The organism is Pigmentiphaga sp. CHJ604 (genome assembly GCF_036972535.1).
Taxonomy (GTDB): domain Bacteria; phylum Pseudomonadota; class Gammaproteobacteria; order Burkholderiales; family Burkholderiaceae_B; genus Pigmentiphaga; species Pigmentiphaga daeguensis.
In genome coordinates this window covers 129,859-150,288 of sequence record NZ_CP136998.1, presented here as the reverse complement: position 1 = coordinate 150,288, position 20,430 = coordinate 129,859, and the positions used below count along the sequence as shown (strand labels likewise).

Annotated in this window: 20 protein-coding genes; 12 read left to right on the top strand and 8 right to left on the bottom strand. The window is 68.9% G+C overall.

All coding sequences use genetic code 11. The features are described 5' to 3' along the window. Positions 1-5: 5 nt before the first annotated feature. The 5 genes from R4823_RS00755 to R4823_RS00735 form a co-directional block, all read right to left on the bottom strand. Positions 6-1,646: an FAD-dependent oxidoreductase gene (locus tag R4823_RS00755; protein ID WP_279818726.1), complete on the bottom strand. Its 1,641-nt coding sequence runs from the start codon at positions 1,644-1,646 to the stop codon at positions 6-8. 143 nt (positions 1,647-1,789) lie between these two features. Next, a complete protein-coding gene (locus R4823_RS00750; protein ID WP_279818729.1) occupies positions 1,790-2,281 on the bottom strand; it encodes a RidA family protein in 492 nt (163 codons plus the stop codon). An 8-nt stretch (positions 2,282-2,289) separates the two neighbouring features. After that, a complete protein-coding gene (locus tag R4823_RS00745) occupies positions 2,290-2,925 on the bottom strand; it encodes a nuclear transport factor 2 family protein (protein WP_279818733.1) in 636 nt (211 codons plus the stop codon). Positions 2,926-2,983: 58 nt separating this feature from the next. After that, entirely contained in the window at positions 2,984-4,087 is a 1,104-nt protein-coding gene (locus R4823_RS00740) for an amidohydrolase family protein (RefSeq protein WP_279818737.1), read from the bottom strand. A gap of 173 nt (positions 4,088-4,260) precedes the next feature. Continuing rightward, on the bottom strand, positions 4,261-5,094 hold the full coding sequence (locus tag R4823_RS00735) for an IclR family transcriptional regulator (protein WP_087838910.1): 834 nt from the start codon (positions 5,092-5,094) through the stop codon (positions 4,261-4,263). A gap of 184 nt (positions 5,095-5,278) precedes the next feature. Between R4823_RS00735 and R4823_RS00730 the strand changes: the two genes are divergently transcribed. The 7 genes from R4823_RS00730 (at position 5,279) to R4823_RS00700 (ending at position 11,044) form a co-directional block, all read left to right on the top strand. After that, complete coding sequence (locus R4823_RS00730) at positions 5,279-6,253, top strand: tripartite tricarboxylate transporter substrate binding protein (protein ID WP_279818741.1); 975 nt, start codon at positions 5,279-5,281, stop codon at positions 6,251-6,253. A gap of 144 nt (positions 6,254-6,397) precedes the next feature. After that, the gene (locus tag R4823_RS00725) at positions 6,398-6,535 is read left to right on the top strand and encodes a hypothetical protein (RefSeq protein WP_279818744.1); all 138 of its coding nucleotides are present in this window, start codon (positions 6,398-6,400) and stop codon (positions 6,533-6,535) included. 35 nt (positions 6,536-6,570) lie between these two features. Further along, positions 6,571-7,326 carry an Asp/Glu racemase gene (locus R4823_RS00720; RefSeq protein ID WP_087839104.1) on the top strand — a complete coding sequence of 252 codons (756 nt, stop codon included), beginning with the start codon at positions 6,571-6,573 and terminating at the stop codon, positions 7,324-7,326. Between the two features lie 10 nt (positions 7,327-7,336). Next, positions 7,337-7,972, top strand: coding sequence for an isochorismatase family protein (locus R4823_RS00715; protein ID WP_132979695.1), 636 nt, complete (start codon positions 7,337-7,339; stop codon positions 7,970-7,972). After that, entirely contained in the window at positions 7,963-9,015 is a 1,053-nt protein-coding gene (locus tag R4823_RS00710; RefSeq protein WP_338617054.1) for a 2,5-dihydroxypyridine 5,6-dioxygenase, read from the top strand. The genes R4823_RS00715 and R4823_RS00710 overlap by 10 nt, the downstream gene beginning before the upstream one ends. Before the next feature lie 33 nt (positions 9,016-9,048). Further along, complete coding sequence (locus R4823_RS00705) at positions 9,049-10,446, top strand: amidase (RefSeq protein ID WP_338617053.1); 1,398 nt, start codon at positions 9,049-9,051, stop codon at positions 10,444-10,446. Between the two features lie 70 nt (positions 10,447-10,516). Continuing rightward, a complete protein-coding gene (locus tag R4823_RS00700; protein ID WP_087839105.1) occupies positions 10,517-11,044 on the top strand; it encodes an AAA family ATPase in 528 nt (175 codons plus the stop codon). Here R4823_RS00700 and R4823_RS00695 read toward each other — a convergent pair. Beyond that, the gene (locus tag R4823_RS00695) at positions 11,007-12,272 is read right to left on the bottom strand and encodes an FAD-dependent monooxygenase (protein ID WP_165963136.1); all 1,266 of its coding nucleotides are present in this window, start codon (positions 12,270-12,272) and stop codon (positions 11,007-11,009) included. The two genes, R4823_RS00700 and R4823_RS00695, sit on opposite strands and share 38 nt — an antisense overlap. A gap of 213 nt (positions 12,273-12,485) precedes the next feature. Then, a complete protein-coding gene (locus R4823_RS00690; RefSeq protein WP_165963156.1) occupies positions 12,486-13,919 on the bottom strand; it encodes a DEAD/DEAH box helicase in 1,434 nt (477 codons plus the stop codon). Positions 13,920-14,344: 425 nt separating this feature from the next. Between R4823_RS00690 and R4823_RS00685 the strand changes: the two genes are divergently transcribed. The 5 genes from R4823_RS00685 (at position 14,345) to R4823_RS00665 (ending at position 19,118) form a co-directional block, all read left to right on the top strand. After that, positions 14,345-14,881 carry a cupin domain-containing protein gene (locus tag R4823_RS00685; RefSeq protein ID WP_087838916.1) on the top strand — a complete coding sequence of 179 codons (537 nt, stop codon included), beginning with the start codon at positions 14,345-14,347 and terminating at the stop codon, positions 14,879-14,881. Positions 14,882-15,221: 340 nt separating this feature from the next. Next, positions 15,222-16,115 (top strand): alpha/beta hydrolase, encoded by an 894-nt coding sequence (locus tag R4823_RS00680; protein WP_338617051.1) that lies wholly within the window; start codon positions 15,222-15,224, stop codon positions 16,113-16,115. 2 nt (positions 16,116-16,117) lie between these two features. Next, on the top strand, positions 16,118-16,918 hold the full coding sequence (locus R4823_RS00675) for an IclR family transcriptional regulator (protein WP_087838918.1): 801 nt from the start codon (positions 16,118-16,120) through the stop codon (positions 16,916-16,918). 28 nt (positions 16,919-16,946) lie between these two features. Next, positions 16,947-17,753 (top strand): aspartate dehydrogenase, encoded by an 807-nt coding sequence (locus tag R4823_RS00670; RefSeq protein ID WP_087838919.1) that lies wholly within the window; start codon positions 16,947-16,949, stop codon positions 17,751-17,753. Between the two features lie 360 nt (positions 17,754-18,113). Beyond that, a complete protein-coding gene (locus R4823_RS00665) occupies positions 18,114-19,118 on the top strand; it encodes a tripartite tricarboxylate transporter substrate binding protein (protein ID WP_087838920.1) in 1,005 nt (334 codons plus the stop codon). On the opposite strand, the gene R4823_RS00660 is transcribed toward R4823_RS00665, so the two are convergent. Continuing rightward, positions 19,105-20,370 (bottom strand): citrate synthase family protein, encoded by a 1,266-nt coding sequence (locus tag R4823_RS00660; RefSeq protein ID WP_338617050.1) that lies wholly within the window; start codon positions 20,368-20,370, stop codon positions 19,105-19,107. The two genes, R4823_RS00665 and R4823_RS00660, sit on opposite strands and share 14 nt — an antisense overlap. Between the last annotated feature and the right edge of the window lie 60 nt (positions 20,371-20,430).

Genomic DNA, 20,430 nt, shown 5'->3' with positions numbered 1-20,430 from the left:
CGCGCTTATCGGGACGCATCGGCACGCGGGGCGGCGCCGCGCACGACATCGATCACGGCATCCGCATCAGCCGGCGCGGCATCGCCGCGCCAGGCGCAGTGGCCATCGGGCCGCACCAGCACCAGCCGGCGCTCGTACAGTTCGGCCACCCGGGGCAAGGCAATGTCCACGACTTCCAGCGGCACCCCGCGCCGGCGGGCCGCCTCGACCAGCGGCGCGGGGTCGGGCGGCTCCGCCCCCAGGCGCACCAGCACGAAGCCCCGGCCGAACAGATCGAGCGTGGAACGGCCATCGTCCAGCCAGGCATGCGGCGCGCGATGCCCCGGCCGGGTGGTCGGCGTGTAGTAGCGGGGATGGTCAGGCGGCGCAGACGTGCCGTCCGACACGCAGATGGGCGAATCCTCGTAGCGGTAGCCCAGATGGATGCCCAGCGTCTCCCATTCGGTGTGCGTGGCCTCGGCGATGGCGGCGCCGACCTGCGCGCGCTGCGCCTCGCCGCGCGCGGAGTCTTCCAGCAGCTCCGAAGCGTCCTCGACCGACTTCAGCGCGAAGTAATTGTGCGCGGACGCGTTGACGTTGCGCTCGCCCACCGGCAGGCGCTCGACCTCGTAGCTGTCCAGCAGGCTGCCCCCGCCCCAGCCGCGCAGCATGGCCTCCAGCTTCCAGCCCAGGTCCACGACGTCGCCCATGCCGGTGTTCATGCCGAAGCCGCCCGTGGGCGACATGGTGTGCGCGGCATCGCCGGCGATCAGCACGCGGCGGTCGCCGTAGCGCGTCGCGGTCAACTGGCTGCGGCGCCACGGCAGGGCCGAGATCACCTCGAACGGCACGTCGTCGCGGCCGATGCCGCGGCGCACCCAGGCCTGGGCATCGCGGCAGACCTGCTCGACCTGCGCCTCGTTGCTGACCACCGTCATGCGCCACAGCTCGCGGCCGTCCATGGCGCTGATGTTGCCCCAGAAGCCCTCGGCGCCGAAGAACAGATAGCGTTCGGCCTCGCCCTTGTCATGGCTGCGGGTCAGGGCCGGCGAACGGAAGAACAGCGCCGCCGAATGATCCAGCGCCCGCGTGCCCGCCATTTCTATGCCCAGCGCGCGGCGCACGCTGCTGCCCGCGCCGTCGCACGCCACCAGGTAGCGCGCGCGCAGCGTCGTGCGCTGCCCGGTCTTCAGGTCCGTCACCTCGGCCCGGACGCCGTCGGCGTCCTGCTCGAAACCTTCCAGCCGGTGCCAGTAGCGCAGGTCCAGCGACGGATACTCGGTCGCGCAGCGGGTCAGCAGCGGGTCGAACCACAGCTGCGGACAGCGCCACTTCTTCTCGGGGCTCTCGCCGGGCGGCGCGTCGTCGCGCAGGCTGGGATACTCGTGGCGGGCCAGGAAGTGGCCCGTCATGCTGGTGCAGAACACCATGTCCAGCCGGTAGTCGGGATTGAACGGCGTCTCGCGCACGCGCTGCGCGATGCCCCAGCGGCGGCAGAACTCCATGGTCCTGACGCCCACGGCGCCCAGCTTGGGCGTGCTGATGGAGCCGTCGCGCTGTTCCAGCAGCGTGCACGGAATGCCGCGCCAGGATAGATCCAGCGCCAGTCCCAGCCCGACCGGGCCGGCGCCGACGATCAGCACCGGAATGTCGTCCGCCTGTGTCATCTCCAGATGTCCCCTCTATGGTGGTCGGCCGCTTCGTTCCGGAGAATGGAAGAAGCGATATGTGGGGGACTATATGCCTGGGGCCCCGGTCCGCAGCCGGGATTTCTGCCTGATGGAAACGACTTGGCGTCCGTCCCGGCCAGCTACTTCGGCAGGCAGGGCGAGGCCGGCGAGCATTTGTCGTCCAGCACCGCCACGGCCTGGATCTCGATCTGCATGCCCGGCACCGCCAGGGCCGAGACCGTGATCTGCGCGCTGGCCGGGAAGCGTCGATCAGGAAACATCTCGCTGCGCACCTTGGCGAAGGTGGCGCCATTGCGCACGTCGGTCATGTACACCGTCATGGTGACGATGTCCTTCAGGCTCCCGCCCGCGCGCTTCAAGGTCTGGTCGATCAGCGCGAACACCGTGCGCGCCTGCGCCTCGAAGTCGCCCTTGATGTCTCGGCCCTGCAGGTCGGTGGTGGCCGTTTCGCCCGCCAGCCAGACGATGCGCCCGCCCTCGGTCACGACCGCGGGGGAATACGAGCGGCCCTGCGTGCGTTCGCCCTGCGGCATGTGGTCGGCCGCCTGCGCGGCCCCCCAGGCCAACAGCGACAACGCGCATGCCGCCCCCAGCTTCGATACGGCATTCATGGATGCGCTCATTGGAAGTTGAACAACTTGTATGACGGATCGTCCTTGCCCAGGCGATCCCCCAGCGTGCTATAGCGGGTCTTCAGCTCGGACGCGGGGAAGACCTCGATACGCCGAAAGTCCGTGACCGACTGGCGGGAGTCGATGGCCCATCTGCCGTTGCGGCGCGACCAGCGATCCAGATAACGCGAATGCATCCAGCGCTCCTCGATCTGGTCTTTCTCGACGGCGACCACCAGGGTCGCGGTGCCGGTGGTTTCGCTGACCGCCTTGTCGCCCCGCACCTCGATCAGCATGTTGGTCATGCGGTGGTTGTTGGACAGCATGGATTTATGCGCATCGAGCAACCAATCGACGAACGCGGCCCAGGAATCGAAGCGCATCTTGCCGAACTGCACCGTGCCGTTGGCGTGCCCCAGCGACAGCAGGATGTCGCGGTCCAGCAGGTCCAGACCGCGCGGGTAGCGATACAGCACCTCGGCAATGGCCTGCTTGCTGAGCAGTTGCTCCAGGGCCTCGGACTGCGAAGGCGGCGTCGCGGCGCGAGCCGGCGCGCTGCCCATGGCGGCGCCGACCACGGCAGCCAGGCCCGCTCCGGCGGTAAGAAGCTGGCGCCGCAGCGGCGCGTTCGGTGCTTGCTGCATGAGTCTCTCCTGACAGATGGGAAGGGTGTCCCCGGCCCCGGCCGGGAACGGGGAAGCCTCAGCCCGCGGGCCTGCCGGCGGTCGCCAGACCGGGCACGATGCGCAGCGCGTTGCCGCGTTCGACGGCCTCGAGTTCGGCCTCGGTGAACATGCCGAGGTCGCGGATCTCCTTGACCGCGCGTCCCGCCGACCGGTAGGGGAAATCGCTGCCCATCAGGATCTGCGAGGCCGGCACCAGCTGGCGCAGCGCCGCCATCGCGGGCGGATTCAGGATGGCGGCCGTGTCGTAGTGCAGGCGCCGGAATTCGTCCATGGCGCGGGTCGGCCAGCGCGGCGCGGTGGGCGAGCCCGCGAACAGCGCGTCGATGCGGCTGGCGAAGCTGGGCAGCGACCCGCCGCCGTGCGACAGGATGAAGCGGATGTCCGGGCAGCGCGACAGCACACCGTTGATGTAGAGGCTGGCGGCACAGCGTGTCGTGTCGGTCGGGTACTCCAGCGACACCTTGGTCTCGGGCACCAGGTTGCCGCAGCAATTGGCGGCCGTGGGGTGGAAGTAGACCGTGGCCTTGCGCCGGTTCAATTCCTCGAACACCGGGAAGAACGCCGGATCGCCGGCCCAGCGGTCGCCGTAGCTGGTCAGCAGGCCCACGCCGTTGAGCTTGAGCTCGTCCAGCGCATGGGCGATCTCGCGCAGGCTGCCCTCCACGTCGGGCAGCGGCACGGCCGCGAACATGCCGAACCGGCCGGGATGATCGGCGATCATCTTCGCGCCGTATTCGTTGCACTCGCGCGCCAGGCGCCGGCCCTGCGCCACGTCGCCGAAGAACACGCCCGGCGTGGAAATCGACACGATGGCCGTGGCCACGCCCTGCCTGTCCATGTCGTCCAGCGACTTGCGCGGCGACCACTTGTCGAACATGTCCGTGGGCGCGCCGGGCGACGAATCGACCACGCCGTCGCGCGCGGCCGCCAGGTAGGCGGGCGGAAAGATGTGATGGTGCGTATCGATGCGATGAGGGGCGGCGCCCTGCGCACCGGCGCGGCCCGACAACGCCAGGCATCCGGCGCACAGCGAGGCGTAGCCCGCCAGTCCCTTCAGCGCGCGCCGGCGGCCCGGCTGCGCAAGCGTCGGCGCGGCGACTGCATGGTGGTCGGTCGGCATTGCCCGGTTCCTCGTTCGGTCATCGACGGGCGCATCTTATGCCGCGGCTCCACGCGTGTCGCATTGCAAATAATCATGGATCTATGAGCAAAAACGGGGGCGGAAAAACGCGGGCGCGAGCGCGTCCGGGCGTCGCGGACGAACGACGGCGACGCGTGGCGACAAGGGGGGAATCAGCCGCGGAACTTCAGGCCCTGGCGAATCTGCGCGGCCAGTTCGGCCAGCCGGGGGCCGACGTGTTCCACCAGGCGCTGGCGATCGACCACATAGGAAGAACCGCCCAGGATCAGGGCCATGGGCGGGTTGCCGTCGTTCAGTTCCAGCGGCACGCCCACGGCGTTGATTTCCTTTTCCCAGTCGCCCAGGGACAGCGTGAAACCACGCGCCTGGTAATCCTTCAGCCCTTCCTGGATGCCCTTCAGGATCCTGGGCCACTGCGCGCCGTAACGGACCTTCTCGGCGGCGAACAGCTTGTCGCGCTCGCCGCGGTCCATGACCGCGATCAAAGCGCGGCCCATGGCGGTCGTCACCAGGGGAGTACGCGATCCCGATTGCACGCTCATGATCAGCGCGCCGGAACCGCGCGTATGTTCCAGGTACACCGCGTCGGCCTCGTCCCGGTAGCCCAGGGCGCAGCACAGGTTCAATTCTTCGGACACCCGCTCCATCAACGGCTTGGCGACCTGCCGGATGTAGGATCCGGCCATCGCCCAATACCCGAGCGCCAACGCCGACGTGCCCAGTTCGTAGCGGCCGGTCTGCGGCGAACAGGCCAGGTAGCCCAGGCGGGTCAGGGTATAGGTCAGGCGCGACACCGTGGGCTTGGTCAGGCCCGTGCGCTCGGCCAGCTCCTGGTTGCCCAGCGACGTATCGCCCTGGGTGAAGGCCTTGAGGATGCTCAGCCCCCGGGCCAGCGCGGTCACGAATTGCCTGCCCGGATCCTCGTCGGCATCCGGCTCGGCAAATGGCACCGGGCTGATCGCCCTCGATTGGGAAGTTCCTCTCATCCGAGCTGCTCGCAAACTTCGTTGACACGCGCAAAAGTTGTTGGGTAGGATACCCCAAAAGTTTGCGAAACTTAGTTTCGCATTGCGAACCTCAAAGGAGACTAGGCCGCCCACGGCCTGGAATGCACAACCGTCCCGCGGGCAGGGGAGCCGCGGGCTTCGTCACGACAATGAAGGGTCGAGCATGAATGTCAAAGCTGTCTTGAAGGCCGCCATCGGGGCCATCGCGCTGGCAACCAGCCTGGGCGCCCACGCCGAATGGCCGGAACGCCCCATCACCCTGGTCGTGCCGTGGCCGCCGGGCGGCGGCGTGGATGCGGCCGCGCGCGTGGCCGGTCCCATGCTGGCCAAGCAGCTCGGCCAGCAGGTCGTCGTGGTCAACCGGCCCGGCGCCACCGGCAGCATAGGCGCGGAGTCCGTCGCCAAGGCCGAGCCCGACGGCTACACCTTGCTGTGGAGCTCCCTGACCAGCCATGCGATCTACGCCTCGCTGTACGAACGCTCCACGCCCTTCGACCTGGAGAAAAGCTTCACGCCGGTCTCGGTGTTCGGCAGCATTCCGTTCGTGATCGTGGTCAATCCCGGCGTCAAGGCGAACTCCGTCCAGGAACTCGTCGCGCTGGCCAAGGCCAGGCCGGGCGCGCTGACCTTCGCCTCCAGCGGCAATGGCTCGGTGCAGCATCTGGCCGGGGAAATGTTCAAGCGCGCGGCGGGCGTGGACCTGCTGCATGTCCCGTACAAGGGCATCTCGCCGTCGCTGCTCGACCTGGTGGGCGGCCAGGTGAACATGAGCATCGAAAGCCTGGCGGCCACGCTGCCCCACATCCGCAACCAGAAGCTGCGCGCGCTGGCTGTCGCCTCGCCCGAGCGCATCAGTCTCCTGCCCGACGTGCCGACCGCCGCCGAGGCCGGCCTCAAGGGCTACGACGTCAGCGCCAAGCTGTTCGCGCTGGCGCCCGCCGGCACGCCCGCATCCGTCATCGACAAGCTCGACCGCGCCTTCAAGCAGGTCTTCTCCGACAAGGCGGTGCAGGAACCGCTGCTGGCCCAGTCCATCATCACGCGCTATGCGTCGCCGGCTGAATCGGCCAAGCTCATCCACGATGAACTGGCCACCTTCAAGACCGTCATCCGCGAAGCCAACATCCGCCCCGAGTGACCGCCAAGATCCGCTACCTTCCCGAGCAGACCGATCCGGCGCGCCTGTACAAGCTGGTGGCCGGCCTGGTCGTGCCCCGGCCCATCGCGCCGCAGCTACACCCTGGTCCTGGGCGAGGCCGTCGCCATCCACGTGGATCCCGGCGTGGTCGCCCCGGAAGGCCGCATCGGCATGGCCGCATTGCGCGGCGTGGGGCGGCTGGCCGGCCGCGAATACTGCCGGCTGGGCGATGCCTTCCGCCTGGAACACGATTCGTTCAACCGCTACGGACGGCGGCCATGACCGCGTCCCAAGCCCACCATGGAAACTTCATCGACATGAGCAAGCCGGTGTACCGCATCGGACAGATCGTCCCCAGTTCCAACACCACCATGGAGACCGAGGTGCCGGCCATGTTCCGCGCGCGCGAGACCGTGGCCCCGGAACGCTTCACCTTCCATTCCAGCCGGATGAGAATGATGAAGGTCAACAAGGAGGAACTGGCCGCCATGGACGCGCAGGCCGACCGCTGTGCGGCCGAGCTCAGCGACGCCGCCGTCGACGTCATCGGCTATGCCTGCCTGGTCGCCATCATGTCCATGGGCAAGGGCTACCATCGGGTTTCCGAAGAAAAGCTGACGCGCATCGCCGCGGCGGGCCATCCCGATACGCGGGTCGTGACCAGCGCCGGCGCGCTGCTCAACGGCATCCGGGCGATCGGTGCCCGCAAGGTGTCCGTCGTCACGCCCTACATGAAGCCGCTGACCCAGCTCGTGGTGGACTACATCGAATCCGAAGGCATCGAGGTGCTGGACGCGATCTCGCTGGAGATCGACGACAACCGCGCCGTCGGCAACCGCGACCCGCTGGCCCTGGTGGAAATCGCCGACAGGCTCGATGTCCGGGGCGCCGATGCCATCGTACTGTCGGCTTGCGTGCAGATGCCGTCGCTGGCCGCGATCCCGGAGGTCGAGGCTCGCCGCGGCCTGCCGGTCCTGTCGGCCGCGGTGGCCACGACCTACACCATGCTGCAGCGCCTGGACCTGCCCCGACATGTCCCGCGGGCCGGCGCGCTGCTCAACGGCTCCTATTAGGGCGAGAACGATGAACGACACCGCCGCGGCGGTCTATCGCAAACAGGGCTTGGGCGCCCGCAGCGGCTGGGGCCGGAAGCCGGCCCTGGTCGTGGTCGATTTCGTCAACGGTTTCAACGATCCCGACGTGCTGGGCGGCGGCAATATCCCGGACGCCATCGCGGCCACGGTCACGCTGCTGGCCGCCGCCCGGCGCGCGAAGCTGCCCGTGGCATTCACCCGCATCGTCTACGCCCCGGGCGCCGACAGCGTCTTCTGCATGAAGATACCGGCCCTGGCCTCGCTGCACGAGGAGAACCCGCAAAGCCACGTCGTCCCGCAGCTGGCAGTCCGGCCCGAGGATGCCGTCATCCGCAAGACCCAGCCGTCGGCCTTCTTCGGCACCGACCTGGCGGGATGGCTGATCCGGCGCGGCGTGGACACCGTGCTGGTGGCCGGCAGCACCACCAGCGGCTGCGTGCGCGCCACCGTGGTGGATGCGATGAGCTTCAACTTCCGCCCCGTGGTGGTGGCCGACTGCGTCGGCGACCGCGCGCTGGCCCCGCACGACGCCAGTCTCTTCGACATCGGCCAGAAGTACGGCGAGGTGCAATCCCTGGCCGAGGTGCTGGCCACGCTCGACACCCTGGAGGCCCCATGCCACTGAGTCCTTCGCAACTGACCCGCTGCTGGACGGAAGTCCTGGAGCTCTCGAAACTGGCCCCCGGCGAGAACGTGCTGATCCTGACCTCGCAGAACTCCGACCCGCGCGTGGTCGATGCCGCCGCCCGGGCGGCCGCCGCGCTGCAGGCGCGGGTGGTCAAGCTGGACATCGCGCCCAACTGGGATACCTGCGAAGTGGGCGCCGATCCCACCGTGGTCAGCGGCGCCTCGCCCATCGACGACGACCCCATGGCGCTGGCCGCGATGAAGGCGGCCGACCTGGTCATCGACACCGTATTCCTGCTATTCACGCCGGGCCAGCGCGCGGTGCTGGAGTCCGGCACCCGCATGCTGCTGGCCTACGAACCCCCGGAAGTCCTCGCGCGCGTGATGCCGTCGCCGGACGACCGGCGCCGCGTGCTGGCCGCGCGCGACGCCTATGCGCGGGGACGCCGGATCACCGTCACCTCCGCGGCGGGCACGCGGCTGACGGCGTCCATCGGCGTCTATCCGATCACGGCGGAGTACGGCTACGTGGATAGCCCCGGCCGCTGGGACCACTGGCCCAGCGGCTTCGTCGCCCGCCTGCCCGACGACGGCACGGCCGAGGGCGTGGTCGTGCTGGCGCCCGGCGACATCATCCTGCCGTTCAAGAACTACGTGCAGTCACCCATCACCCTCGAGATCGAGCGCGGAACCATCGTGCGCATCTCGGGCGGGCTGGATGCCGAATTCCTGGACACCTACCTGCGCGGCTTCGACGATCCCGACGCCTACGCCGTATCGCACCTGGGCTGGGGCCTGCAGCCCAAGGCCCGCTGGACCTCGCTCGGGCTGTACGACAAGGCGGCCACCATCGGCATGGAAGCCCGGTCGTTCTACGGCAACTTCCTGTTTTCCACCGGCCCCGGCGGCAGCCGCCGCACCAAGGCGCACCTGGACATTCCCATGCGCAAATGCTCGTTCCACGTCGATGGCCAACCCATGGTCGTGGACGGCGACGTCGTGGCCCCCGACCAGCGCGTCGACGGCGCGCGGCCGCAGTAGCGTGCCATCGACCAACCCAGGATTCCCCACAGCATGCCAGACCTGCCGTTCCTATCCCTAGCGCAACTTGCCCGCTCCTTCGAACGCAAGGAAATATCCCCGGTCGAGGCGCTCGAGGCGCAACTCGACCGCATCGCCGCGCTGAACGAACGCATCAACGCGTTCACGATCCTGGATGAAGACCGCGCCCGCGCGGCGGCACGCGCCAGCGAGGCGCGATGGCTGCGCGGGGCGCCGCTCGGGCCGCTGGACGGAGCACCCTTCACCGCCAAGGACAACCTGATGGTGGCCGGACTGCCCCATCGGCGCGGCTCGCGCGCGATGCCCGCCGATCCCGTACCGGACACCGCGCCCGCGGTACTGCGCTGCCAGGAAGGCGGCGCGGTGCTGCTGGGCCTGACCACCATGCCGGAACTGGGCGCGGGCCCCGTCACCATCAGTCCGCTCACCGGCGCCACCACCAACCCCTGGGACACGAGCAAGCAGGCCGGCGGCTCCTCGGGCGGCGGCGCGGCCTCGGTGTCGGCCGGCTTCTGCCCCTTCGCGCTGGGTTCCGATGCGGGCGGATCGCTGCGCATCCCCGCGGCCCTGACCGGCGTGGTGGGCTTCAAGGCCACTGGCGGCCTGGTACCCATGTATCCGCCCAACGTGGCCGGCGGCCTGTCCTGCGTCGGCCCGCTGGCCCGCAACGTGCGGGACACCGCCACGGTGCTGGACATCATCGCCCGGCCCGACGCGCGGGACGCCATGGCGCTGCCCTGGCGGCCCGACAGCCTGGGCGGAAATCTCGAACAGGGCGTGCGCGGCAAGCGCGTCGCCCTCAGCCTGACCCTGGGCTACGCTCCCCGGGTCGATCCCGAGATCGCCGAGGCCTTCCGGCAGGCGGGGCAACGCCTGGCGGCGCTGGGCGCCATCGTCGAGGAAGCCGATCCTGACATCGACAACCCTATCGACGACTACCTGGTCCTGCTGCAGGCGGGATACCGGTACGCGCTGCAGCACATGCCGGCGGAGCGGCGCGCGCTGCTGTCGCCCGTCATGGCGGGCATCCTGGAGGACGGCGCCGGCCTGGCGCTGGAGGACTACATGGGCGCGCAAGCGCGCTGCCAGGACCTGGCACGGCGTCTGCACGCCTTTCACCAGCGCTTCGACCTGCTGCTGACGCCCACCGTCGCGGCCCCCGCCTTCGACGCGAACCTGAGCTATCCGAAGGAATTCGAAGAGTTCCCCAACCGGCGTGCCTGGACGCCCTACACCTCGCTGTTCAACCTGACCCAGCAACCCGCCATCAGCATCCCGATGGGGCTGACCGCCGCCGGCCTGCCCATGGGCCTGCACATCGCCGCGCCGCGGGGCCACGATGCCCAGGTATTGCAAGCGGCGCACGCGCTGGAGGCGGTGTTGGGATTCGAGGCACGCCCGCCGATCTGATCTCCGCCGGACTGGCCAGTGCGCACGCCATCGAATAAAAAGGTGCCTGGATGTGAAGGACACCTTTTTCATGAAGCTTGCGAGCCTGGGGCCGCGCATCTGCATCGTCGGGCCCTCCAACAGCGGGAAGTCCACGCTGGCCGAGGCGATCGCCCGCAAATGCGCCCTGGAGCCGGTCCACCTCGACCGGCTCTACCACCTGCCCCACACTGACTGGGAACCCCGCCCCACGCAGGAATTCACCGCCCTGCACGACGCGGCCATCGCAGGCGAGCGCTGGGTCATGGACGGCAACTATTCCAGCTGCATGCCGCAGCGCCTGCGGCGCGCCACCGGCGTGATCCTGCTGGACATCTCCACGCCGCTGAGCCTGCTGCGCTACCTGCGCCGGACCTGGTTCGAGCGCGACCGTCGCGGCGCCCTGGACGGCGGCCGCGACAGCGTCAAGTGGGCGATGATCCACCATATCGCCGTGGTCACGCCGCGCAACCGCCGACGCTATGTCGAGATGATCGAAGGGCTCGACCTGCCCACGGTGATGCTGCCGTCGGCGGCGGCGATCAGGCGATGCTATCGGCGGTGGGAGCTGGCACGCTAGCGGACACGGTGCCCAGCTTCGCGGCCACGGCCTCCCGACAATCGTAGCTGTACAGCCAGTCGACCCGGCGCCATTTCTCCTGGCTGTTGGTCAGAGCGGCCCAGCGGAACTTCAGGTTGCGCATGAACTTCTTCAGCGGATCGGTCTGGTGGAACATGCGACCCGCCTCGCGCGAGCCCAGTTGCACGCGCGCCGTGCGCGCGGTGCGCAGCTCCTCGTAGGCCTTGAGCGCGGCGGCCGGATCGTGCGGCAGCCCGGCCAGGCACAGCGCCAGCACAAGGCCGTCCTCGATACTTTGCGAACCGCCCTGCGACAGGAAAGGCACCATGGGATGGGCCGCGTCGCCCAGCAGCGTCACCCGGCCCCGGGTCCACACCGGCCAGGGATCGCGGTCGTACAGCGCCCACTTGAACACCTCGTCGGTCGCCTCTATCAGGCCACGCACGATGGGGTGCCAGCCTTCGAACTCCTTCAGCACCTCGGCCTTGTCGCCGCGCGCCGACCACGATTCGAGCCGCCATTCCCCCGCCGGCACGATACCTATCCAATTGATGCGCCGGCCCGCCGACACGTAGTAGTTCACGAAGTGCCGGTGCGGCCCCCACCAGGCGTTGACGTTCTTCTCGATGCCCAGGTGGCGGGCGCGGTCCGCATCCGCCATGCCCCGCCAGGCAAGCAGCCCGGTGAAGCGCGGATCCTGCCCTTCCAGCAACTGGCCGCGCACGACCGAGTGCACGCCGTCGGCCCCGACCAGCACGTCGCCTTCCACGGTCTCGCCCGACTCCAGCACCACGCGCACACCCGCCGCGTCCTGCGCATACGTCTTGACGCGCTGCGCCAGCCGCACGTTCTCGCGCCCGTACGCATCGATCAAGGCATTGTGCAGATCGGCGCGGTGCACATGGTAGTAGGGCGCGCCGTAGCGCTGCGCGCACTCCGGCCCCAGCGGGAAATCGCGGATGGTGCGGCCGCTGGCCCAGTCGCGCGACCGGGTGGCAAGCGGCGCCACCGCCACGGCTTCCAGCGCCGGGGCGATGCCCAGGTCGTGCAGGACCTTGACGGCATTGGGGCCGAGTTGGATGCCCGCGCCGACCTCCTTCAGTACCGCTGTCTGTTCCAGCACCTCGACGTGGCGAAAGCCCAGTTTCCTGAGAGCCAGGGCCGTCGTCAGCCCTCCTATGCCCGCGCCGGCGATCAGGATGCGCGGTTGGTCGTATGAGGCTTTCATGCGTGCTGTTTCTCGCTGTAGGACATGGGGTGATGACCGGATACGATATGTTCGCATTGCGAAACTAAGTTTCGCAAATAGTGTACGAGCGTAGCCAAGCGGCGTCAACGCGGGAAGAGCCCGATACGGAACGCGGACGAAATGAAAGCGGAGAGAAGAAAACGATGGCACGCGCCGCCGAACCGCGCAGGCAGTCCGGCGGCGCGGGGAGACTCAGCCCTGGGGCTTGGGCGTGAAGAGGGCGGGGCGGCGGGCGCCGCCGTTGCGGGCTTCGCCGGCGGGGCGCGCCGCGCCCTGGGAAGCCGGCGCGGCATGGCGCGGCTGGGCTGGCCGGGCCTGGCTGGGTTGGGACGCGGCCGGCCGGCTGGCCGGGCCTTGCCCGCGCGCGGCGCCCTGTCCACGGCCACTCCCGGACGGCTGGCGGCCGCCTGAACCATGTGCTGACTGTCCACGACCGCCGTCACGCGGCGCGCCCTGGCGTCCCTGGCCTTGGCGCGGCGCATGCGAGCGCGGCGGGCGTTCGGCGCGCTCGTCGCGATCGGGCGCCGACACGGTGAAGGCGGGCAGGGGCTCTCGATCGATCTTGCGCTTGATCAGCTTCTCGATGTCGGCCAGCAGCTTGCCTTCCTCGCCGTCGACCAGGGACACCGCCGCGCCCGTCGCACCCGCGCGGCCGGTGCGGCCGATGCGGTGCACGTAGTCCTCGGGCACGTTGGGCAGTTCGAAATTCACCACCTGCGGCAGTTGGTCGATGTCCAGGCCGCGCGCCGCGATGTCGGTCGCCACCAGCACTTCCACCGAGCCGTCCTTGAATCCGGCCAGCGCCTTGGTGCGGGCGGACTGGCTCTTGTTGCCATGGATGGCGGCGGCGGGAACGCCGTCCTTGACCAGTTTCTCGGCCAGGCGATTGGCGCCGTGCTTGGTGCGCGTGAACACCAGCACCTGCTTCCAGCCGTTGCTACGCACCAGGTGGCTGAGCAGGTCGCGCTTCTGTTCCTTCTGCACCAGCAGCACCGACTGACGCACCAGCTCGGACGCGGTGTTGCGCCGCGCGACCGAGACCTCGCCCGGATCGTTCAGCACGCCCTTGGCGAGCGCGCGGATGTCATCGGAGAAGGTGGCCGAGAACAACAGGTTCTGGCGCTTGGCCGGCAGCAGCGCGAGGATCTTGCGGATGTCGCGGATGAAGCCCATGTCCAGCATGCGGTCGGCTTCGTCCAGCACCAGGATCTCGACGCCGGACAGGTCCAGCGTCTTCTGGCCCACGTGGTCCAGCAGGCGGCCGGGGGTGGCGACCAGGATGTCCACCGGCTTCTTCAGCGCGCTGATCTGCGGATTGATGTTCACGCCGCCGAACATCACCATGGATTTAAGCGGCAGGTACTTGCCGTAGATCTGGACGGATTCCTCGACCTGCGCGGTCAGTTCGCGCGTGGGCGTCAGGATCAGGCAGCGCGGCCGGCCCGGGCGCATCTGCGCGGGCCGGTTCGACGACAGCAGGTGCAGCAGGGGCAGGGTGAAGCCCGCGGTCTTGCCGGTGCCGGTCTGCGCGGCGGCCAGCAGGTCGCCGCCCTTGAGCACCTGGGGAATGGCCTGGGCCTGGATGGGGGTGGGATGGGTATAGCCGGCATCGGCGATGGCGCGCATCAGCGGCTCGGCCAGGCCGAGGTCGGCAAACGAAATATCGGAAGTAATCAAGACAACTCCAGCGACGGCCCGTCGCTCAAGCTGAGTGACTCCAATCGAGGCTGACGTACGTATTAACTGGGGATAGGCCGGCCGGAAAACGGCTGTCCGGGTGGAGCCCGGAAGACATGGCGCGCGGCGCCTGGCCGGATGCACGCCTGGATTGGAGCCAGGCGCGAGCCGCGATTGTACCCGGTAATGGCGACCTAGTGTTTACCCTAGTGACGATTTCACCAAGAGGGCGTATATTTACCCTTGTTTCACTATTAAATCCGCGTTTTAAATATAAAACGCGTGGCAGTGACAGCGAACACACCGCGGCGGGCCCTCCCGGACCCGCCTCCACCCGCTCTCGCGGCGCCTAGCCGCCCATGCAGGAGTACACCATGACGGATATGTCCGAACAACAGCAAGTCGCCCGCAGTTGGGACCGCCCCGAAGGCGCTGACTTCGAGACCTGGATGAACTCGCGCGTCGCGCGGTTCTCGACCCGTAAGTACGACTGGGATGCCCTGAAGTTCCAGGCCGACTTCGATCCCAAGTACCGCCGTGCGCAAATGCGCTATGTCGGCACGGGCGGCACCGGCGTCGCCGCCGATTCGAACACCGTGCCTTCCGAGCACTTCACGTTCTCGACCATGGTGATCCCGGCCGGCCACGAAGGCCCCCCGCACCTGCACACCGACGTCGAGGAAATCTTCTTCGTCATCCGTGGCAAGCTCAAGGTGATCCTGGAGAAGGACGGCGAGCGCTTCGAAACCATCCTGACCGACCGCGACCTGGTGTCGGTTCCCCCGGGCGTGTACCGCGAGGAAATCAACATCGGCGACGAAGACGCTCTGATGTGTGTGATGCTGGGCGCCAAGAAGCCCATCACCCCGACCTACCCGCCCGAGCACCCGCTGGCGAAGATCAAACGGTAATAGGTCCCCCCCTACGCGCTTACGCGCGCCCCCCAAGGGGGCGATGCGGGTGGACCGGCGGAGCCGGATCCACCGCATCCTGGGTCTAGTGCCGCTCTCTTGGGTTGTGGCACCGTTGCTATCGCTGGCTGCCAGCGGTAGCAACGATGTGGCGTACCAAGAAACAGGTACTAAACCCAGGGCGCCGCGGATCCGGCTTTGCCGGTCCGCCGGCGCCGCCCCTCGAGGGGAGCGGCCATAGGCCGCGTGGGGTGGGCTTTCCCTCCGGTCCGCCAGCGCCGCCCCCTTGAGGGGGCCCGCGTAAGCGGGTACGGGGTGGATTTTTTCTGGATTTAGGACGATGCAGACCGATACGTTGGCGCCGGAACCGTCGCCGGAAACGCTGGAGTTGCTCAATAGCCGTTTCGCCGAAAAATCGGTGCAAACGGCCGGGGGCGTGCAGTGTTATCGCGAGGCGGGCACGCCGGGCGCGGACGGCATGGCCATCGTGCTGTTGCATGGCATCGGCTCGGGCGCGGGCTCGTGGCTGCATGCGGCGCTGAAGTTGGCCGAACGCGCGCGCGTGGTCGCCTGGGACGCTCCGGGCTACGGCAATTCGGCGCGGCTGGCGCCGGCCTCGCCGGGCGCGGAAGACTATGCGGGTCAACTGGACCAGATGCTCGATGCGCTGGGCATCGATCGCTGCGTGCTGGTCGGCCATTCGCTCGGCACGCTCATGGCCACCGCCTATGCGCATGACCTGGGCAAGCAGCGGGTCGCGCGCCTGGTGCTGCTGAGCCCCACGCGCGGCTACGGCAATCCCGCGCTGGCCGAGCGCCAGGAAGCGGTGCGCGCCGAGCGGCTGCGCACGCTGGAACAGGTCGGCATCGCCGGCATGGCGCGCACGCGCCCGGCCAAGATGCTGTCGTCCGAACCCAGCGCCGAGGCCCTGGCCTGGGTCCGCTGGAACATGGAGCGCCTGGATACCGCCGGCTACCGCCAGGCGATCGAGATGCTGTGCAATGCCGACATGGCCGCCTACGCGCCGGCCGCGATGCCGGTCGAGGTCCATTCCGGCGACCAGGACACCGTCACGATCCCGGCCAACTGCCGCGCCATCGCCGAGATGTTCGGCGCGCCCTACGGCTCCATCGCCGTGGCCGGCCACGCCTGCCACATCGAGCGGCCGGAGGCCGTCGCGGCCATACTGGAAGGCGCGCACGCCGCGGCCATCGCCGGCGCCACGCCCCGCTGACCATGAACGACGCCGCCATCAGCGAAGACATTCCCGAGCGCTACATCGTCCCGGGCCTGGAGCGAGGCCTGCGGCTGCTCAGCCACTTCAGCCGCCAGAACCGGACACTGTCGGCGCCCGAGTTCGCTCGAAAGATGGGGCTTCCACGCTCCACCGTGTTCCGGCTGCTGACCACGCTGGAAGCGCTGGGCTTCATCGAGCGCACCGAGGGTGGACGCAACTACCGCCTGGGCATGGCCGTGCTGAGCCTGGGCTTCGAATACCTGGCCTCGCTGGAGCTGACCGAACTGGGATCGCCGCTGCTGCAGCGCCTGCGCGACGAGATCGGCTATTCGTGCAACCTGGTGGTGCGCGACGGCCGTTCCATCGTCTACGTGGCGAAGGTCTCGGCGCCCACGCTGTTCCCCAGCGCGGTCAACCTGGGCACGCGCCTGCCCGCGCACGCCACCGTGCTCGGCCGCGTGATGCTGACCGACCTGGACCATCGGGAAATGAGCGAGCTCTATCCCGACGAGGAACTGGAAGTCTATTCGCCCAGCACCCCGTCCACCCTGACCGCGCTGCAGGGCCTGCTGGCGCAGGACCGGGCCAACGGCTACGCCATGGGCGCCGGCTTCTACGAACCCAGCATCACCAGCATCGCCACGCCGGTGCGCGACCACACCGGCCGCGTGGTCGCGGCGCTGGGCGCCGCCCTGCCATCGTCGCGCGTCGAGCAAGCGCGCGTATCCGAGCTGATCGGCCGCGTGCGCGGCACCGCCGACGAGCTGTCGCGCCTGCTCAACTATTCACCGTCCCATTGACCGGGCAACGCATCGCCCAGGAGCCAACATGCTACGAATCACGATGATAGGGTCGGGGGCCATCGGCCTCTCCGTCCTGTCGCTGCTGAAGAACGATTCCGACGTGTCGATCGACAGCGTCATCGTCGCCCCTGACACGCTGGACCAGGCCCGCGAGCAGGTCGCCGCGATCGCTCCCAAGGCCCAGGTCGTGACCGGCCTGGCCGAGGTCGCCCAGCGCCCCGACCTGCTGGTCGAATGCGCCGGCCACGGCGCGCTGCGTGCCCACGTGCTGCCCGCGCTCGAACAAGGCATCCCCTGCGTGGTGGTGTCCATCGGCGCGCTGTCGGATGTCGAACTGGCGCGCCAGCTGGAAGATGCCGCCAAGCGCGGCAAGACCCAGGTGCAACTGCTGTCGGGCGCCATCGGCGGCATCGACGCGCTGGCGGCGGCCAAGATCGGTGGCCTGGACTCGGTGGTGTACACCGGCCGCAAGCCGGCCCTGGCCTGGAAGGACACGCCGGCCGACGGCCAGTTCAAGCTCGAGGCGCTGACCGAGCCCACGGTGATCTTCGAAGGCCCCGCCGGCGAAGCCGCCCGGCTCTTCCCGAAGAACGCCAACGTCGCCGCCACGCTGTCGCTGGCCGGCCTCGGCCTGGACCGCACCCAGGTGCGCCTGATCGCCGACCCCTCCAGCAAGGAAAACGTGCACCACGTGGAAGCCAGCGGCGCCTTCGGCAGCTTCGAGATCACCATGCGGGGCAAGCCGCTCGCGGCCAACCCCAAGACTTCCGCCCTGACTGTCTATAGCGTCGTGCGCGCCATCGGCAATCAGGCGCATGCAGTGGCCATATAACCCCCCTACGCGCTGACGCGCGCCCCCCAGGGGGCGATGCGGGTGGACCGGCAAAGCCGGATCCACCGCATCCTGGGGTAACAATAGGCAGACGGAGAACAGTGTTCTTCTTGTCGAGGCCTATATGCGAGAGGGTCGGAGGAGCAGATCCATCTCGCCCTGTCTGAAGCTCATTACTCGGCGTAAGACTGAGCTCGGTCAGGTTATTCAAGGCGGGAAAAACGCCATTTTCCGCCAGCCTGGTTTTACCCCTGGGCGCCGCGGATCCGGCTTTGCCGGTCCGCCAGCGCCGCCCCCTTGAGGGGGCGCCCGTCAGGGCGTAGGGGGTGGGCACTTATTGTCATGGAGTAGTAGTTCATTATGTTTAAGACTAGCACTCGCCTGGCTGCCGGCGCGCTGTTCGCGGCGGTCGCCACCGCTTCTTTCGCCCAGGCTCCCGCGGCCGACGACGCCGCCGCCAAGGCCTCGCTCAAGCACGGCCAGTTCCGCATCATCGCCCCGTTCCCGCCGGGCGGCCCCGTCGACGTGCTGGCCCGCCTGCTGGGCACCGGCCTGCAGAATGAATACGGCCAGAGCGCCGTCGTGGACAACCGTCCCGGCGCCAACGGCAACATCGGCATCGACGCCGTCAAGCGCGCCGCCGGCGACGGCCACACGCTGCTGGTCGTGCCGGCCGGCAACATGACCATCAACCCGACGCTGATGGCCAACCTGCCTTACAACGTGGACAAGGACTTCACCGCGGTTGCGATGATGGCCAAGGCGCCCAACGTGGTCGCCGTGTTCCCCTCGGTTCCCGCCAAGAACATCCAGGAACTGATCGCGCTGACCAAGTCCAAGCCCGGCACCATGGCCTACGGCTCGCCCGGCGTGGGCAGCGGCCTGCACCTGGCCGGCGAACTGTTCAAGGAAGCCACCGGCGCCGACCTGCTGCACGTTCCGTACAAGGGCACGACCCAGGCGCTGAATGACGCGCTGGGCGGCCAGATCCAGGTCATCTTCGGCGCGCTGCCGACCCTGATGCCCCAGATCAAGTCCGGCAAGCTGCGCGCGCTGGCCCTGACCGGCTCCGAGCGTTCGCCCATCATGCCCGAGATCCCCACCCTGGCCGAGACCGGCGTGAAGGGCGTGAACGTGGTGTCGTGGTATGGCCTGTACGTGCCCAGCTCGACGCCGGCCAACATCTCGGGCCAGCTCGCGCGCGACGTGACCAAGATCCTGAACGAACCCGCCACGCTGGAGACGTTGAAGGCCCAGGGCCTGGAGCTGTCGCCGCTGCGCCTGGAAGCCTTCCGCAAGTTCCAGGCCGACGAGACCAAGACCTGGGAAAAGGTGATCAAGTCGCAAGGCATCACCGCCGGCTGACGAGCGCTTCGGGGCTTGCGCCCCGCACATGCATCACCGACGACCCCTCGCCCCGGCGAGGGGTTTTGTTTTTGCGCCGCGGCCCGGCGTGGCCCGCTTCGGGCGGGGGTCCGACATAGCGGGCCCGCGGCCGGATCAGGTGGCCGGACCCGGCCTGCTCCAGCGCGTGGGCCAGCCATCCCACGCAACGTCCCATGGCGAACAGCGCCAGGGGCGCGTGCGGCGGCAGGTCGTGCACGTCGGCCAGCACCGCCAGCGCGAAATCGATATTGGGCGATTCGCCCACCAGCCGCTCGACCTGGCGCGCAAGATGCCTGTAGGCGGCCGGCACGGCCAGGCTATCAAGCAGCGCGGCCGCGCGGGGATCGCCTTCGGGATACAGCGGATGCCCGAAGGCCGGGAATCCCTGTCCCAGCCGCAGTCGCTCGCGCACCTCGGTCTCCATGTCGCCGCCGGCCGCCGCATCCATCCACGCCTTCAGGGCCATGGGCGCGCGGCCATGCAAGGGGCCGGTCAGGGTGGCCAGTCCAGACAGCACGCCCGCCGCCAGGCTCGCGCCGGTCGAGATCGCGACGCGCGCGGCGAAGGTGGAAGCATTGAGTTCATGGTCCGCCATCAGGCACAGCGCCTGGCGGATGGCGGGCTCGGCGCGCGGCCGCTCCCACGCGGCGGCCACCTGCTCGCTGATGGTGCCGCCCGCGCGCAGTACCCGCGCGCCGAACATCGCTCCGGCCAGCGTTGCCAGCACGGCCCGCGCCTCGTCCTTCAAGGCCGCGGCCGCCCGGCCATGCGTAGGCAGGTCGGCGGCGGCGCGCGTGGCCATGGCAACCAGCCCCAGGTGCACGGCGCCGGCTTCGTCCCGTGCCGGCGCCGCGCGCGCACGCGTTCCGGCCATGCCAGGCGCCGCATCGGCGTCCCACAGCAACCTGGCCACGTCTTCGAGCTGGCTGCCCCGCGCAAGCTCGACGGCGTCCAGGCCGCGATACCACAACCGGCCATCCTGGACGGTGGAAACGGCGGAGGGCAGCACCGGCGCTCCCCATTCCAGCGTCTCGCCCGCGATGGCTTGCGCATTGCGCTGGCCACGCGGCCGGCCCGCCATGCGCACCACGTCGTCGCGATGATAGAGGCTGCGGCGCGGGTCCTTGCCGTCGCGCTTGCAGCGGACCTTGCCCCGGCTGACATAGGCATACAGCGTCTGCGCGCGCACCCCGGTCAGTTCGATCGCTTCCTGCGCCGTCATCCAGGCCATGGCTTGCCTTTATATTGACAAAATAAATCAAGATTGACGTCAATACTATTGCATACCAAC

Coding starts and splice junctions, on each gene's coding strand:
- R4823_RS00755 (WP_279818726.1), bottom strand. CDS start 1,646: ATGACACAGGCGGACGACATTCCGGTGCTGATCGTCGGCGCCGGCCCG.
- R4823_RS00750 (WP_279818729.1), bottom strand. CDS start 2,281: ATGAATGCCGTATCGAAGCTGGGGGCGGCATGCGCGTTGTCGCTGTTG.
- R4823_RS00745 (WP_279818733.1), bottom strand. CDS start 2,925: ATGCAGCAAGCACCGAACGCGCCGCTGCGGCGCCAGCTTCTTACCGCC.
- R4823_RS00740 (WP_279818737.1), bottom strand. CDS start 4,087: ATGCCGACCGACCACCATGCAGTCGCCGCGCCGACGCTTGCGCAGCCG.
- R4823_RS00735 (WP_087838910.1), bottom strand. CDS start 5,094: ATGAGAGGAACTTCCCAATCGAGGGCGATCAGCCCGGTGCCATTTGCC.
- R4823_RS00730 (WP_279818741.1), top strand. CDS start 5,279: ATGAATGTCAAAGCTGTCTTGAAGGCCGCCATCGGGGCCATCGCGCTG.
- R4823_RS00720 (WP_087839104.1), top strand. CDS start 6,571: ATGAGCAAGCCGGTGTACCGCATCGGACAGATCGTCCCCAGTTCCAAC.
- R4823_RS00715 (WP_132979695.1), top strand. CDS start 7,337: ATGAACGACACCGCCGCGGCGGTCTATCGCAAACAGGGCTTGGGCGCC.
- R4823_RS00710 (WP_338617054.1), top strand. CDS start 7,963: ATGCCACTGAGTCCTTCGCAACTGACCCGCTGCTGGACGGAAGTCCTG.
- R4823_RS00705 (WP_338617053.1), top strand. CDS start 9,049: ATGCCAGACCTGCCGTTCCTATCCCTAGCGCAACTTGCCCGCTCCTTC.
- R4823_RS00700 (WP_087839105.1), top strand. CDS start 10,517: ATGAAGCTTGCGAGCCTGGGGCCGCGCATCTGCATCGTCGGGCCCTCC.
- R4823_RS00695 (WP_165963136.1), bottom strand. CDS start 12,272: ATGAAAGCCTCATACGACCAACCGCGCATCCTGATCGCCGGCGCGGGC.
- R4823_RS00690 (WP_165963156.1), bottom strand. CDS start 13,919: ATGCGCGCCATCGCCGATGCCGGCTATACCCATCCCACCCCCATCCAG.
- R4823_RS00685 (WP_087838916.1), top strand. CDS start 14,345: ATGACGGATATGTCCGAACAACAGCAAGTCGCCCGCAGTTGGGACCGC.
- R4823_RS00680 (WP_338617051.1), top strand. CDS start 15,222: ATGCAGACCGATACGTTGGCGCCGGAACCGTCGCCGGAAACGCTGGAG.
- R4823_RS00675 (WP_087838918.1), top strand. CDS start 16,118: ATGAACGACGCCGCCATCAGCGAAGACATTCCCGAGCGCTACATCGTC.
- R4823_RS00670 (WP_087838919.1), top strand. CDS start 16,947: ATGCTACGAATCACGATGATAGGGTCGGGGGCCATCGGCCTCTCCGTC.
- R4823_RS00665 (WP_087838920.1), top strand. CDS start 18,114: ATGTTTAAGACTAGCACTCGCCTGGCTGCCGGCGCGCTGTTCGCGGCG.
- R4823_RS00660 (WP_338617050.1), bottom strand. CDS start 20,370: ATGGCCTGGATGACGGCGCAGGAAGCGATCGAACTGACCGGGGTGCGC.